This is a genomic window from Legionella lansingensis (genome assembly GCF_900187355.1).
In the GTDB taxonomy this organism is placed as follows: Bacteria; Pseudomonadota; Gammaproteobacteria; order Legionellales; family Legionellaceae; genus Tatlockia; species Tatlockia lansingensis.
Window position 1 is genome coordinate 1,808,208 of record NZ_LT906451.1, and the last position, 15,905, is coordinate 1,824,112.

Sequence of the window (15,905 nt, forward strand, 5' to 3'; positions counted from 1 at the left end):
TACCATTGCAAGCCAATAAATGTGCTAAAATTGTACAATTAGGGTTTCTTATCCCGCCACTACAATAAGGAGAAATTTGCCTAAGGAAAGCAGCAGGGTCATAAGTAAAGTTGTGACTTATTGTTGTAATCGGAGACGGCAATGCACTCTCAAATCATACTCGCTCTGCTTGAGAAATTGATAGACTTGGCTGAAAAATTATCTGGTAAAGCTCAACAAGCACTCTTAAGCGTTATCCAAAAACTCGCTGACAAATTTGGAATCGATCTTGATCCCGATAGTGTCGTTATTAATGGTGTGGCGGCACAAAATGAAACATTATCTGCAGATTTAACTAATGTTGATTTTGATGATGGCTCAGGATTTTCTTTCCAATGGTTAGCAGATAATCAAGCCATCACTAACGCCACACAAGACAGTTATACCCTAACTCAAGATGACGTGGGTAAGGTAATTACCCTATCGCTGACGTATACTGACGTCAATGGTAATACAGTTGTCCTAACCTCAGATGCAACAGCAGCAGTTGCTAATGTCAATGATGTGGTTACCGGTGCCGTAACAATAGTTGGTGAAGCGAAAGAATATGAAACTTTGGTCGCCGATACCAGCACAGTAGCAGATATAGATGGACTGGGAGAATTTGCTTACCAATGGTATGCAAATGGTGTTGCCATTGCCGGGGCAAATGCAGCTAACTATACCTTAACCGCTGCGGAAATTGGAAAAGTCATCACTGTACAAATTAATTATGTGGACCAATATGGCAGTGCCGAAAGTTTGACCTCTGCTGCCACAGCAGCTGTCGCCAATGTCAATGATCCAGTTACTGGGGCCGTCGTTATTGTTGGCGAAGCCAAGGAAAATGAAACCCTGGTTGCTGATACCAGCACAGTAGCGGATTTAGATGGTCTGGGAGAATTTTCTTATCAATGGTATGCGGATGGTGTTGCTATTGCCGGAGCAAATGCAGCCAACTATACCCTAGTTTATGCGGACATAGGGAAAGTTATCACCGTCCAAGTTAGTTATGCGGATCAATATGACAGTGCTGAAAGTTTGACCTCTGCTGCTACAGCAGCCGTCGCTCCTGACCCAGATGCTACCTTTACAGAACCTAGTGTTATTGAACTGGCTGGCTCCGATATTTACGTTAATGATATTCTGCAAAGTCCTAGCGTACAAACGATCACCACTGACGAACATGATGATAGTTTAATCGCTCACAATTTGATTGATGGGCTTGATGTGGATCTGGGTGAGAAAGTGGATGGTTCGGACAATGACCTAGTCGATGTCGCAGAAGTTGAGGATGCCACATATACCGCTAGTACAGGCGTGTTAACAGACGCTCAGGGAAATGCGATGACCATCGCTAATGCTGAAACGTTTCGTATTGATACCGAAGGAGCTAATTTTGTCCTGGATCAAGGTGGAAACTATAACTTTATCCTCGCTGCAACAGCCAATGATTACACACAAAATCCAATAAGCACAATAAAAATGATTGAGGGCACAGGCCAAACAAATGTTGGTATCGCTTATGAAGCTTATCCTCCCAATGCTTTGCCAACGAGCGCGCAAATTCAGAAAATCAATCTGCAGATGGAGTTTAATAATACTGGACCCAATGCCGATAATGTAGCTCAATTAAACTTCGCAGAAGGTTCCTATGCATTTAATGCTACAGCGATCGAATATGCACTGATTGCTGCTTTGATATCTCAACAGCTGCTAGGTGAGTTAAAGATTACCCTCAGTGACACCGCTGCTGATCCAATTAGTGGCGTTACAGCCAAAATCACTGGTCTTCGAGATGTCTCAATTCCGGTAGTCGATGGTGATGGAACATTTGAACCATTTATCATTGTTGATAATCAGACTGGTGCCAGGGGAGTTGCTGATTTGACCTTTGTGGATAGTACAGATGGAAACAACCCTGCTCATGCTGGGCTTAATGTAGACTGGGCTGGTGGCTTTACCGCTGCAGGACGAAACATGTTTTTCTTATCTGAGACACTTAATAATGCACCAGCATCAAACTTACATATTCTCGCAGGTTTTAATGAACTAAAACTATCTGATGCAAATGACACTCTGGCGATCTCTGATCTCGAGTTAATAGCTCCTAATTTGAATGGTGAGATTGTCATCGATTTAGGTGAAAGAGCGGATGGTGCAGATAATGACATCGTCGATCTTGTGGATGTTGCAGGTGCTACATATACCGCTAGTACAGGCGTATTAACAGACGCTCAGGGTCACAGCATGACTATCACAAACGCTGACACGTTTCGCATTGATACAGAAGGAGCCAATTTTGTCCTGGATCAAGGTGGAAACTATAACTTTATTCTCGCTGCAACAGCCAATGATTACACGCAAAATCCAATAAGCACAATAAAAATGATTGAAGGCACAGGCCAAACAAACGTAGGTGTCACCTATGAAGCTTATCCTCCCAATGCTTTACCAACGAGCGCGCAAATTCAGAAGCTCAATCTGCAGATGGAATTCAATAATGCTGGACCCAATGGCAGTAATGTAGCTCAATTGAATTTCGCTGAAGGATCTTACGCTTTTAATGCTACAGCGATTGAATATGCACTGATTGCAGCTTTGATAGCTCAACAAGGCCTGCAACTCTTAGGTGAGTTAAAGATCACTTTGACTGACACTGCTGCTGATCCGATCACCGGTGTTACAGCTAATATTACTGGTCTTCGAGACGCATCAATCCCGGTAGCAGATGGTGATGGAACGTTTGAACCTTTTATCATTGTTGACAATCAAACCGGTGTCAGGGGGATTGCTGATTTAACTTCTGTGGCCAGTACAGATGAAAACAACCCTGCTCACGCTGGGCTTTTTGTAAACTGGGACGGTGGCAGCACCATTTTGGGTCGAAATGTGTTTCGTTTACAGGAGGAACTCAATAATACATTCGTATCAAATACCCATATCCTCGCAGGTTTTAATGAACTAAAACTATCTGATGCAAATGACACTTTAGTGATCTCTGATCTCGAATTAATAGCTCCTAATTTGAATGGTGATATTGTCATCGATTTAGGTGAAAGAGCGGATGGTGCGGATAATGACGTCGTCGATCTTGTGGATGTTGCAGGTGCTACATATACCGCTAGTACAGGCGTATTAACCGACGCTCAGGGCCACAGCATGACTATCACGGATGCTGACACGTTCCGTATTGATACAGAGGAAGCTAATTTTGTCCTGGATCAAGGTGGAAACTATAACTTTATCCTCGCTGCAACAGCTAATGATTACACGCAAAACCCAATAAGCACAATAAAAATGATTGAAGGCACAGGCCAAACAAACGTTGGTATCGCTTACGAAGCTTATCCTCCCAATGCTTTGCCAACGAGCGCACAAATTCAGAAAATCAATCTGCAGATGGAATTCAATAATACCGGACCCAACGGTGATAATGTTGCTCAATTGGATTTCGCCGAAGGTTCCTATGCATTTAATGCTACAGCGATTGAATATGCGCTAATTGCAGCTTTGATAGCAACACAAGGCCTACAACTCCTGGGTGAATTAAAAATTACTCTCAGTGATACGGCTGCTGACCCAATCAACGGTGTTACAGCCAACATTACTGGTCTTCGAGATGCCGCAATCCCAGTAGCAGATGGTAGTGGAATTCTTGAACCCTTTGTCTTTCTAGAAAATCAAACCGGAGCCACAGGTATTGCCGATTTCTCTTCTATAGCTAGTACAGATGAAAACAATCCTGATCACGCTGAACTCAATGTATCTTGGGATGTCGGTGGTCTTTTCCAGAACACTATTTTTCTTCAAGAAGGAATTGATAACGTAGCGTTGTCAAATCCACATGTTCTTATAGGCTTTAATGAGTTAAGACTATCGGAGGCGAATGATTACTTGACCATTACAAGTATGAGCGCTCAATCCAATAATACTGCTCTCATGGGAGATAGAGCCGATGATCAGGATCATGACATTCTTGATCTAAGCAATCTAAGTACGGGGGCCAATTATAATGTCAATGGTGACGGAGTCTTGGTAAGTAATAATGCAAGCATGACTATTACTGGCACCGAAGAAATTATCGGTACTCATTTTAATGATAACATTGTTGGTAACAATAAAAACAATACCCTTAATGGTGGACAAGGTAACGATAACCTGGTGGGTGGTGATGGCAATGATGAATTAGTAGGTGGTGATGGTACTGATACTCTAACCGGTGGAGCTGGAGATGATCTCTTAAACGGCGGTGGCGGTCTTGATGAGTTCGTTTTTGGTGCCAACTCCGGTAGGGATGAGATACATAATTTTGAGCTCTCCCTTGGTGAGCACCTTACTCTTCAGGATGTACAAGTACAATCATGGCTCATTGATAATGGCAATACCGTTGTCAATTTTGATGCAAACAACTCTGTAACCCTGGTTGGTGTCGCCATAAATAATATTAATGATATCCTGTTTGCCTAAGTGCATTGCTTATTAGCTAGCCCTTACGAAAAAAGTGAGGGCTAGCTATTTTTATCCACTCGATGTTAATAATTTAAATTTACCTTGTGATGCCCCAGCAGATCGCCAAGAACCATGAGTAACTCGTCACTTGGTTTAACTCGCCATTGCGATCCCAAATTTAAACTGGCACGCACTGTCGCTCCTGAATAGCGCACTTGTACCACACATTCACCACGATTCGCTTGTAATATTGATTGTAAGGAAGGGAGCACCGCATTATCTGTGGGTGCTAAATCGATAGCGATGCATTTGGCAAATCGTGTGCGAGCTTCGTCAATACTATAGAGTTGACTAGCGGCCATTTTAACTCCACCGCTGTATTCATCGGGGGTAATTTCCCCTTCAACAACAAGCATTTGACCGACTAGGACTTGCGCTCGTTGTGCCTCATAAACTTCGGAGAAAACAACAACATCCAACTTATTCGTGGTATCTTCTAAACTCAAGATAATTAATTTTTTACCCCGTTTTGTCATCACACGTCGCAGCGAAAGTACCAACCCACAAATGCAAGCCTTTTTGGTGGTAGCTGGATTAAGTTGTGCGATGGGAGTAATAAACGTTTTAAATTCCTTGCAATATTGATTTGCTGGATGTCCACTAAGATAAAGTCCTAGCGTTTCCTTTTCTCCGTTTAATCGGATCATTTCCGGCCACGGCTTTGCTCCTAAATAGTCTTCTTCATGACTAGAATGGTCTTCGAGCAAAGCGAATAAATCCGTTTGACCACTGTGTTGATTTTGATGGGCTTTATCCGCTATTTTTAACGCTTTCTCCAGAGAGCCAAACAACACCGAACGCTCTACCCCCCAACAATCCATTGCCCCACTTTTGATCAATGCTTCTAAAACCCGACGATTTACCTTGCGCAGATCCATTCGCTGGCAAAAGCTGAATAGCCCAGAGAAAGAACCTCTTGCTGCTCTCTCTGCAATAATGGAATTAATAGCTGCCTCTCCAACCCCTTTAATTGCTCCTAATCCGTAGAGGATGGTTTTATCATCAGCGACGGTAAACTGATAACTGGATTGATTGATGTTCGGAGGTAACACTTGCAATTGCATTTGTACACATTCATCGATAAAAGTCACTATCTTGTCTGTGTTATCCATATCGGAAGACATCACTGCCGCCATGAATGCAGCAGGGTAGTGAGCTTTTAACCACGCCGTTTGATAAGCAACCAAGGCATAAGCCGCTGAGTGAGATTTATTGAAACCATAACCAGCGAATTTCTCCATGAGATCAAAAATATGGGTTGCCGTTTGCTCATCAACGCCACGTGCCGTTGCACCCTCAGTAAAAATTGCCCTTTGCTTCGCCATTTCTTCTGGCTTTTTCTTACCCATTGCTCGCCGTAACAAATCGGCACCACCCAGCGTGTAATTTGCTAAAACCTGAGCAATCTGCATGACTTGTTCTTGATAAAGAATGACACCATAAGTGGGTTTTAAAATGGGTTCCAGATCAGGGTGTGGGTACTCAACTTTAGATCTTCCATGTTTTCGATCGATAAAATCATCCACCATCCCAGACTGCAATGGACCAGGTCTAAAAAGAGCAACTAAAGCGATAATGTCTTCAAAGCAATCCGGTTGCAGTCGATGAATTAATTCTTTCATGCCTCGCGACTCTAACTGGAAAACGGCCGTGGTTTGACATGCTTGCAATAACTCAAACGTTCGTTCATCATTGGTGGGCAGAAGAGCGATATCAATTGTTTTTTCACCGGCTTTGACCCTTTGGCTATTAATGATTTTTAATGCCCAATCAATAATGGTCAGCGTGCGCAGCCCTAAAAAATCAAATTTAACCAAGCCGGCCGCTTCAACATCATCTTTATCAAATTGACTCACCAACTGTGTGGAGCCCTCTTCACAATAAATGGCCGTGAAATCGGTTAGTTTTGAAGGGGCAATCACCACCCCTCCTGCGTGTTTTCCTGCGTTACGGGTAATACCTTCCAGCTTTAAAGCTAAATCAATCAATTCCTTAACATCGTCTTCTTCTTGATAGCGACGCTTTAATTCTTCCTCTTCCTCAAGCGCCTTGCCTAACGTCATCCCTATTTCAAACGGGATCAATTTAGCTATTTTATCCACAAACCCGTAAGGATGTCCCAAAACACGTCCAACATCACGCACTACTGCTTTAGCAGCCATGGTACCAAAAGTGATAATCTGGGAAACGCTTTGACGGCCATATTTTTCGGCAACATAGTCAATTACCCTATCTCGGCCTTCCATACAAAAATCGATATCAAAGTCTGGCATCGACACCCGCTCAGGATTTAAAAAGCGCTCAAAAAGCAACTCATACTGCAAAGGATCCAGATCGGTTATCTTTAAAGCATAGGCCACAAGCGAACCAGCACCTGAACCCCTTCCAGGACCTACAGGAACCCCATTTTGTTTTGCCCATTGAATAAAATCCGCGACGATAAGAAAATAGCCAGGGAAACCCATTGTGTTAATCACATCCAGTTCCACCTGTAACCTTTTATCATAGGGCTCTCGTAAGCTTTTAATAGCCTCCAAAGAACGGTCGTGAAAGATTTGGTGTAAGCGCTCCTCCAACCCCTGTTTGGATAATTGTGATAAATAATGTTCTACCGTTGAGCCTTCAGGGATGGGGAATTTGGGAAGATAATTATTGCCAAGTTCAAGCTTAACCGTACAACGCTTGGCAATTTGTACGGTATTTTCCAGTGCTTGCGGAAGATCTTGAAACAATTCGACCATTTCATCGGTTGATCGCAGATATTGTTCAGCACTGTAATTGTGATTTCGCCTAGGATCAGCCAAAGTGTACCCTTCATGGATGCAGACCCGAGCTTCGTGAGCTTCAAAGTCATCCTTATGCAAGAAACGCACATCATTGGTGGCAACTAAGGGTAAATTCAATTCCTCGGCCAGACGCACCACCTGCTGGTTATATTCAATTTCATCTGCTCGTCCTGTTCTTTGTATCTCTAGATAAAAACGATTGGGAAACATCGTCATAAAGGACTGGGCCAATTTATAAGCTGTTGGTTCATCCTCTGCTAACAAAGCTCTTCCTATCGCACCCAAACGTCCTCCGGATAAAGCAATTAATCCTTCAGCATGTTCGGCTATCCACCCATACTGAACTCGAGGTTGACCTTGGTATTGGCCTTCTTGGTACGCTTTTGAGACCAAGCAGGTTAAGTTACGATAGCCAATATCGTTTTGACATAACAAAACAAGGGAGGTTATCTGTTCAGGGGTGTCCGGAGCATGACAAGGTAGGTCGCTGCCTATGATAGGCTTAATTCCCAGTTCAACCGCAGCTGTATACACTTTAACAGCCGCAAAAAGATTACAGTAATCAGTGATTGCTATCGCATTCATTCCCTTATTTGGCAAAGATTCCATGAGAGGCGTAATGCGCACTAAACCATCCACCATCGAAAATTCAGTATGCACACGCAAATGAACGAAACGCGAATCCATAATTAAAGACTCATTGAGAATAATGACCGAACTCTACCGAACTCGGTTGTTCAGAGCAAGTCATCTGTTCATTGTATCTGAAATCGCTGTTCACGCTTCTTCCTCAACATGACAATCCAAGGTTAGGGTTAATTTTCGCTGATCCTCTATCTCACTTTCCGGAAATATAACTCGAAACCCAGGTTCTAAAATTTGCCCACGTGGATTGGCGGAAATTTCGGAGGTTCTAATCTCTTTTCGTCTTTGTACCAATAGCTTATAAAGTTCTGCCACGTTTTCCGGATTCTTAAGTTTGATTCTGCAATTCTCCAAGAACTGCTGCGCCCGTGCTCGATAAAACCGTGGGGTTAATTCAGGATTAACCAAATTCTGAGCCAACTCGTGAGCAACCGGCTCGGAGGATTTTACCAAATTAGCAATAAATTTCTCTCTCCATCCAAATGAAAGCTCTGGCAGAAAGCGTAAAAGTTGGCAACGTATGCTTGAGAATACTGGGTTCGTCATGTCTATGCCAAGTACATCCGCTACAAATTTGTCATCGATGACACCACGAGCGATCAAAGCATCGATAGCCATTCTATCGGATCTAGCCTTAACTGGAGTAAGCCAAGCATGATCAGCATCTTCCAAATTCGTCTCAGGAAAATTACTTCCTACCCTCTTGTATGCCAGCTGATAAAACGCTCTCGCAACAAGAATCGTTATGGGGGTATCTACTAATCGCTCATCAACAAAAAAACCAGTAGGGATGATAACTTCATCTTTGTTCTCATCATTGGTAGCACTGTCTGAAGCTAAATTTAATTCCACCGGACAAAATAAGGGTCTTAATTGCTCCTGGAGGGAAAGAGATTGTTGTTGACTTGAATGGGTATCAAGGAGTTTTCGCAAACCTATCACTACATTCTTAGCTAAATAGTCAGGCGGAACCAATGTTTCAAGGATCTCTGCAAGTTTTTTATCGGCTTCCCTGCCTCCAAAATCCAATTTTCTGTTTGGCTCCCACCAATCGTTATGAGGCGAATCCAGTTCCTTCATGATAGGTCCACCCGCTCCATGGCATCCTGAGCAACGCAGCCGCCTGCCAAATTTGGGGTGAAATGGGTCCTCTTGTCGATGAAGCCATTCATTGTCTGCAAAAATATCTTGTGAGTCCCCTCTATAGAACCACTGACCTTGCTCCCCCTCACCGCGCAACTCATAAAAATTAAAGACCCTTTTTTGCTGATCCCAAGCCAACGCCTCGATCATTAAACTGTCTTTCACTGGATTCTGGTCAGCTATTAGATGATTGGCATCATCCACTGCGGTAAAGTGACCAAAAAAGAACTCACCTGGACTTACTGTTGTCGCTGTAGTTAACTTAGCATTGCCACTAACCATTTCAAATAAACTAAAACTGCCTTGACTAGGATTATGAAATCCTCTATTAGCCACCATGGTCGTATCCAATTTTAGACCTAATTGCTTAAGTAACTCGCGTAGAGCGAACACATCTTTAGGACATGAATCCATTTCCGTCAATAACAGTCCCAAAACATCGTTCATCTTTGGAGCTTGTTCATTGGACTCATTTATAATCGAACAAGCTGTCCAGCCTGCTGTTGAACACAAAAGAAAGACACATAAAGAACGTATAATCTTGCTCATCCAGCGACATGCCATTTGCAATTCCTTAGCCATAACTCCAAAACCAGATAAGCATAATTGCAAATGTTTATGGTGTACATTACTCTTAGTTATCCTATAGCTAAACATTTCTTGAATAGAAATGAGTCATTAGCTTAGGTGACTGAAAAAATAAATCACACAAAAGGACAATTGCTATGACACAACCAGAGCTTGGTCAGTTTTGCTGGAATGAATTAGCCACACCAGATGTTAAAAAAGCCAAAGATTTTTATGGGAAGGTTTTTGGGTGGCAATTTGAAGATCATGATATGGACCAAATGACCTACACCATTATTAAAACGCACAATAAAGAATTTGCCGGCATATGGCACATCCCCTCTGATCAGCAACATCAAATCCCTCCTCATTGGATGGCCTATATCCTGGTATCAGATGTTGCCTCAGCACTGGATAAAGCAAAACAACATGGTGCCAAGGAAATAAAGGGTGTAACAAAAGCAGGCGACATGGGGAAATTTGCGATTATCACTGATCCCACTGGCGCACATTTAGCCCTTTGGCAATCATTAATCAAGCAATAGAAAAAGTGTAGATACTGTCTTTAAAAGCAAGCAACATTTTCATTAAAAGGTTGTTTATTCTTTAAGACACCGAAAATGATGTGAGCTAATTTACGCATCACGGCACAAATGATTGTTTTCGGTGTTTTGCCTTTAGTTTGCAGTTTATTGATAAAAGGCAGAAGAGACTTGTTGTAACGTTTGGCAACTAAAGCAGCCATATAAAGAGCTTTTCTTAATCGACTATCTCCAAGTCTTGAGATGGTCGTTTTGCCAATAAGAGATCCGGATTGCTGTTGTTTTGGCGTAATGCCCATATAAGCAGCGAATTGTTTAGCTGTTTGAAAGCACTGGATGTCAGGTATTCGAGCCAGCACATGATAGGCGGTGAGTTTGCCTATTCCCTTAATGGAAAATAACAATTCGAATTTTTCTTTAAGCTGCTGATTATTGTTAATGAGTTCATCAATTTGTTGTTGAATACGCTTTATTTCTTGCTCAAGCTTCTCAATCATTTTCTTTAAGCTTTTCTGTGCCGCATGACCTCTAATGCTATGCAGTTGATTGGTTAACTGAATAACCTGAGCTTTCAGCATATCCAAGACTTTGGTTAACTCTCTTATTTCTTTTTGCTCAGCAGAGTTGGATTGATAAATGCGTGGTTCCATACGTTGACCAAATTGTGCAATGATTTTGGCATCAATCCTATCATTTTTATTGCGTGCCAAGGAGGCTTTAGCAAAGCTCTTGATTTGAAAGGGATTAACCACACTGACACGAATTCCTTTCTCAGCTAAGAAATCAGCCAGTCCCTCACTGTAATGGCCAGTCGCTTCCATACAGACCCAAGGAGATATCGTGTATTGCTCAAGCCATTTGAGGAAAGCTTTGTATCCCTGTTCGTTATTAGAAAAAACAGCATGCTTGCAGCGATTATTGATTTCCAGGGCACTATCAAATTTATCCTTAGCAATATCAACACCTACAAATTCATATGCACTCATGCTAATCTCCAATGGCTGTAAAAAATACTTGAGGTTATATTTATCATTGACCAAGCTTGCGAATACAGGCTTACTTTGATGGAGCGGCCTAAGATACTGTTCGGTCGATTGATAAGCGGGGAGAAGGTCCTAATCTACACCTCAGGCTTTATGCCTTGCCTGGTTACAAGATCTCTTCTCCCATCTCAAGTGCCCTTGAGATTAAGCATTTCTGCCTACTTTTTAAAGATACAAGCCTGGTTGCAAGCAACCAGGCTACCGCTCTTTATCAATCTAAAATTCCTTCATTGATCCACACTACTATCATTGCTCTCTTTAGGCGGATGTTTTTTATCTTTAGTGTCTAAAATTTTTATATCATCGACAAAACACTTGGTTTCCCCACGCCACGGCGCCACAAACTCCTCACAATGATAGAAAATAATAACATGATCATTATTTTGCATGGCCAATTCAGCTTTTTTAACAAGCTCGGATCTGAATTGTCCTAAAGTAAAGTGAAATTCTCGGCCAGTTGCTCCACTAGCATCCTCAAGACCACCGCGGATAAGCTCTCCTTCATAGGTTCCCCAATATCTACCTTCCTTTGCGACTTTGACAATGATGCCAGATTTTTGACCTGATTTTGTTGTCCAACATCCGGATAATAAGCCCATGCTTAGGATGATAAACAAAAACAATAGTCTTTTAGTCATCGATTAACTCCTTATTTCTAAGTATCTGCGCCCTACGAATGGGACAATGCCACATTAAGCTGGCTATCATAACATGTGGCATTGTAACTTTCTCTAACTGAAATAAAGCCATAGTTCAATATTGACTAATTAGTAAAATTTAGACTAAAATGTAAAAATCAATTTTTGTACTACTTCTTTTTGTGAAAAAATCCATTCATAACATTCTCTCAACAGCAGAGGCCATCCAAAAACTATTTCACCCCTATGCGGAAGTGGTTGTCCATGATTTACAGCAGGATCAAATCGTGGCCATTTTTAATCCCTTTTCCAAACGCAGAGTCGGTGAACCATCACTCTTTAGCAAAGAAGAAAAAATGGCAGCAGAGGTGGATTGTATTGGTCCTTATGAGAAATTAAATTGGGATGGTCGGAAACTCAAATCTGTGAGCAGTGTTATAAGAGATGAAGACAACAAAGCAGTTGGCATGTTATGCATTAATCTAGATGTCTCATCCTTTGAAAAGTTTAATAGAGCACTCTTGGAATTCCTCCATTCCCCGCAAATGATAGCGCAACCAGCTCTTCTGTTTAAGGATGATTGGCAAGAGCGAATTAATCGTTTTATTCATGATTATTTAAATAAAAATCATCTTTCGCTTGATGTTCTTACTCGGCAAGAGAAAAGGAAACTTATCGAGCATTTGCATGTAAACGGCGCTTTCACTGGTAAAAATTCTGCAAATTATATTGCGCAAATTCTGAAGATTTCACGCGCCACTGTTTATAACTATCTAGGGCACGCTCCTAAAATTATCGCAGGGCTGCAAAAATGATGAATTGGGGAACTGAGATGTTTGATATTCATAGTGAAGTAATCCATACACATGCAAGAATACATCCGTATATTCGTCAAACTCCGCTGGATTTTTCAGTGCAATTAAGCAACGTTTTAACAAGCAATATTTATTTAAAATGTGAAAATCTGCAATATACCGGAGCATTTAAAGTAAGAGGGGCTTTTAGTAAATTACTCTCTTTAACTAAAGCAGAACGTCAGCAAGGAATCGTTACAGCATCATCAGGCAATCATGGGACAGCTGTTGCCTTTGGTTTAAGCAAACTAACCATTCCAGGAATAGTGTTTCTTCCAGAGAATACCTCCTCCATCAAAGTAAACAATATTCGTAACTATAATATCCCGATTGAATTTTATGGTACGGACTGTGTGCAAACTGAAATTTATGCTAGGCAATATGCCAAAAAACACAACATGATTTATGTGTCTCCCTATAATGATCTGCAGGTGATAGCCGGTCAAGGAACAGTAGGCTTAGAGCTTATGCAGCAATTAGACAACATTGATGTCATTTTAGTTCCTGTTGGCGGTGGTGGATTAATTTCTGGCATTGCAGGATATGTCAAAACCCTTTCTCCAAATACGATGATCATTGGCTGTCTTCCAGAAAATTCACCGGTCATGGCTGAATCAGTAAAAGCAAACCAGATTGTTGAAATGGAAACACTACCTACCCTTTCAGATGCTACCGCTGGTGGCATAGAATCTGGCTCCATAACATTTGAGATGTGTAAAAGATGGGTGGATGATTTTATCTTGGTGTCTGAGGAAGCAATTAAAAATGCCCTCATCAACATGCTTAGTATTCAGCCTCTCACTCTTGAAGGAGCTGCAGGCGTTGCCATTGCGTCACTTTTCAAAAATGCTATTCAGTTTCATGGTAAAAATGTCGTTGTTGTGTTAAGTGGTGGGAATATCAGTTTAGAAACCATTAAAAAAATTCTTGCTTAATCCATCATATGGATGCCACGGACAAGCCGCTGCACATCGATCTTTCAGGCTGTCAAGAAAAACTTAAGAGTGTGAGCGCTTCGTAATAGATCACATCTCGAATCCCCGTGGCTTGACCGGGTCCACCATATAACCAGTAAGTACAAACAAAGTGAATAATAAAATTTGAGTGGAAACTGGCTTCTTTGTGGATACCGCGGTCGAGCCGCGGTAATTCGGGAGGGTGTGATCTATCACAACGCTTCGCTCAGGATTGACAACGAATAAAGGATAAAAAGAGTTTAATCACTCCAAGCCGATCACTTTCGCAGGACAAATATAAGCGTTCCCTACATTAGTCACATTGGTTTGTGCCATATGACCACTTACACTCCCGTCAAAACCACTCATTGAGCCTGTATTACCCGCACGATTAGTAATTAGCTGCACATAATTAGCCCCTAATCGGCTTGCTTTGTTTTTCAAATCATTCATGGCGCCTTCCTCCAGGTTTTTATTAGATGTCCAATCCCCTGTGAAGAAATTACCTTGATTACCGACAACTTGTCCTACGTATTTACAGCCTTTTGGGGCTGGATTTGGTGATGCAATGATACGTGTTGCCTGTGGGTCTAACTTTATTGAGGCACAACTACTTAACAGAGAAACAAGGATTAAACTAGAACTGATTTTTTTCATTATTGTTACACCTTAAGCATAGTTAACCGAGGAAAATTCTATAACCAAATTGATCTTTAATCAATCGACAAGATTTATAATGATCTTATTGATAATAAAATCAGCAAATTAAGTGAGTAATAAGAAAATCACTCAGCCCAACGGTGTTTAGAGACATTCCCTGGCTTTACTTAATGAATTTTGGTTAAGCTGTAGCTTGATGTGGGTCAAACGCATCGCGAACAGCATCAGCAAAAAGATTGCTAGCTAGCACTAAAATGAACATAAACACAAAGGCGGACATCATAGGCCACCAAACAATAGGCTCTCTAGCCAATTCCAGGCGAGCACCATTAATCATATTCCCCCAACTTATGGTTAAAGGAGATACACCGACACCAACATAAGAAAGCACCGCTTCCGCGAGAACCAGAAAACTAAAATCCAGAACCAAGGTGATTAACACAATATGCATAACGTTAGGTAATAAGTGCTTAAGAATAATAGCGAAGGAGCTACTACCTAAAGCACGTGCTGCAGTGACGTAATCAATTTCTCTGAGCTTTAGCGTTTCTGCGCGCAATAAACGACATAAACTGGTCCAACTAGTCACTCCAAGAATTAAACACAAAGCAAGTAAACGCGCATCAGCACTTTTCGCGAGCGTCTCAAATTGTTGAGGATGATTAGCGATATACGTCTGCATCGATAAAACAGAGGCGGTAATTAACAAAACTCCTGGTATTGAACTTAGCGTCGTGTATACGTATTGAATGATGTCATCAATCAACCCACCAAAATATCCCGCAGCAATACCAAAAAATAAAGCCAAAGGGAGCATAAAAAGGGTTGTCAGAATTCCTATCACTAGTCCAGTTCGAATACTTTTGATGGTGTAATAAAAGATATCCTGACCAATTTTACCTGTACCAAGAAGATGAAAGTCTCGCGAAATCCAGTAGCTCGCAATAGCAATAAAAAAGCAAACAAAAAAAGTAATAAGAGCACTTATTCCCACTTTTCTGGGTAAAACGCTTAACTTCCTGTAGAAAAGCCACCTTAGGAGGACTACGAGAAGCCAGCCAATCAGGATAAGCAAGAAGCTTACAATGATTGCCTTGTAGATCGTATTGATGATTATCCTGTGCTTATCCTTCTTTTTTATTGTCGATTTCACATAGTGCAAACGAGGATAAACTTGTTGTGCCCTGTCGTTGATTAATCGCGTCTCGACACTATATAAATTTAATGCCAAAGGTGCGGAGTAGGTTTTCTCATAAAAAGAGCTCAAAGGTGCGAGAATTCTATCCAAAATAGAGTCATACTGCCCCCCAGATGCATTTTTACTCTGGTAAAGTGAGGAATTTAAATGTATGGAATCAAGCACTCCAATCGCCAAGAAAAATAACAATACAATACCGGCGCTTACAGCTAAAGGTCTTGTTATAATACGTTGGAAAGCTAATCTGATATGTTTTTTCCGCAAGCTATAGAGGATAGTTACGGCAGCAATAACCAACACTCCAAGAAAACACTTATCTGTCCATAATAATTCCATATCTAGA

Annotated in this window: 10 protein-coding genes; 4 read left to right on the forward strand and 6 right to left on the reverse strand. The window is 41.5% G+C overall.

Going from position 1 to position 15,905, the window contains the following annotated elements; translation table 11 throughout:
• Positions 1-141 precede the first annotated feature (141 nt).
• On the forward strand, positions 142-4,488 hold the full coding sequence (locus tag CKV79_RS13830; RefSeq protein WP_028374290.1) for a beta strand repeat-containing protein: 4,347 nt from the start codon (positions 142-144) through the stop codon (positions 4,486-4,488).
• Between the two features lie 65 nt (positions 4,489-4,553).
• On the opposite strand, the gene dnaE is transcribed toward CKV79_RS13830, so the two are convergent.
• Together dnaE and CKV79_RS08270 are read right to left on the reverse strand one after the other, a co-directional pair.
• Positions 4,554-8,003 carry a DNA polymerase III subunit alpha gene (gene dnaE / locus CKV79_RS08265; RefSeq protein WP_028374289.1) on the reverse strand — a complete coding sequence of 1,150 codons (3,450 nt, stop codon included), beginning with the start codon at positions 8,001-8,003 and terminating at the stop codon, positions 4,554-4,556.
• A gap of 90 nt (positions 8,004-8,093) precedes the next feature.
• Positions 8,094-9,668: a hypothetical protein gene (locus tag CKV79_RS08270; RefSeq protein ID WP_154660324.1), complete on the reverse strand. Its 1,575-nt coding sequence runs from the start codon at positions 9,666-9,668 to the stop codon at positions 8,094-8,096.
• Between the two features lie 161 nt (positions 9,669-9,829).
• Here CKV79_RS08270 and CKV79_RS08275 point away from each other — a divergent pair, with 161 nt between their 5' ends.
• Positions 9,830-10,216, forward strand: coding sequence for a VOC family protein (locus CKV79_RS08275; RefSeq protein ID WP_028374287.1), 387 nt, complete (start codon positions 9,830-9,832; stop codon positions 10,214-10,216).
• Between the two features lie 20 nt (positions 10,217-10,236).
• On the opposite strand, the gene CKV79_RS08280 is transcribed toward CKV79_RS08275, so the two are convergent.
• Positions 10,237-11,199 carry an IS110 family RNA-guided transposase gene (locus tag CKV79_RS08280; protein ID WP_095141761.1) on the reverse strand — a complete coding sequence of 321 codons (963 nt, stop codon included), beginning with the start codon at positions 11,197-11,199 and terminating at the stop codon, positions 10,237-10,239.
• Positions 11,200-11,483: 284 nt separating this feature from the next.
• The gene (locus CKV79_RS08285; protein WP_051546297.1) at positions 11,484-11,894 is read right to left on the reverse strand and encodes a hypothetical protein; all 411 of its coding nucleotides are present in this window, start codon (positions 11,892-11,894) and stop codon (positions 11,484-11,486) included.
• 182 nt (positions 11,895-12,076) lie between these two features.
• Between CKV79_RS08285 and CKV79_RS08290 the strand changes: the two genes are divergently transcribed.
• Together CKV79_RS08290 and CKV79_RS08295 are read left to right on the forward strand one after the other, a co-directional pair.
• Entirely contained in the window at positions 12,077-12,709 is a 633-nt protein-coding gene (locus CKV79_RS08290) for a helix-turn-helix transcriptional regulator (RefSeq protein ID WP_028374285.1), read from the forward strand.
• 17 nt (positions 12,710-12,726) lie between these two features.
• Entirely contained in the window at positions 12,727-13,683 is a 957-nt protein-coding gene (locus CKV79_RS08295) for a threonine/serine dehydratase (RefSeq protein WP_028374284.1), read from the forward strand.
• Between the two features lie 285 nt (positions 13,684-13,968).
• On the opposite strand, the gene CKV79_RS08300 is transcribed toward CKV79_RS08295, so the two are convergent.
• Together CKV79_RS08300 and CKV79_RS08305 are read right to left on the reverse strand one after the other, a co-directional pair.
• Positions 13,969-14,361, reverse strand: a complete 393-nt coding sequence (locus CKV79_RS08300) for a DUF4156 domain-containing protein (protein ID WP_028374283.1) — start codon at positions 14,359-14,361, stop codon at positions 13,969-13,971.
• Between the two features lie 184 nt (positions 14,362-14,545).
• Positions 14,546-15,898, reverse strand: coding sequence for an ABC transporter permease (locus tag CKV79_RS08305; protein WP_028374282.1), 1,353 nt, complete (start codon positions 15,896-15,898; stop codon positions 14,546-14,548).
• Positions 15,899-15,905 lie beyond the last annotated feature (7 nt).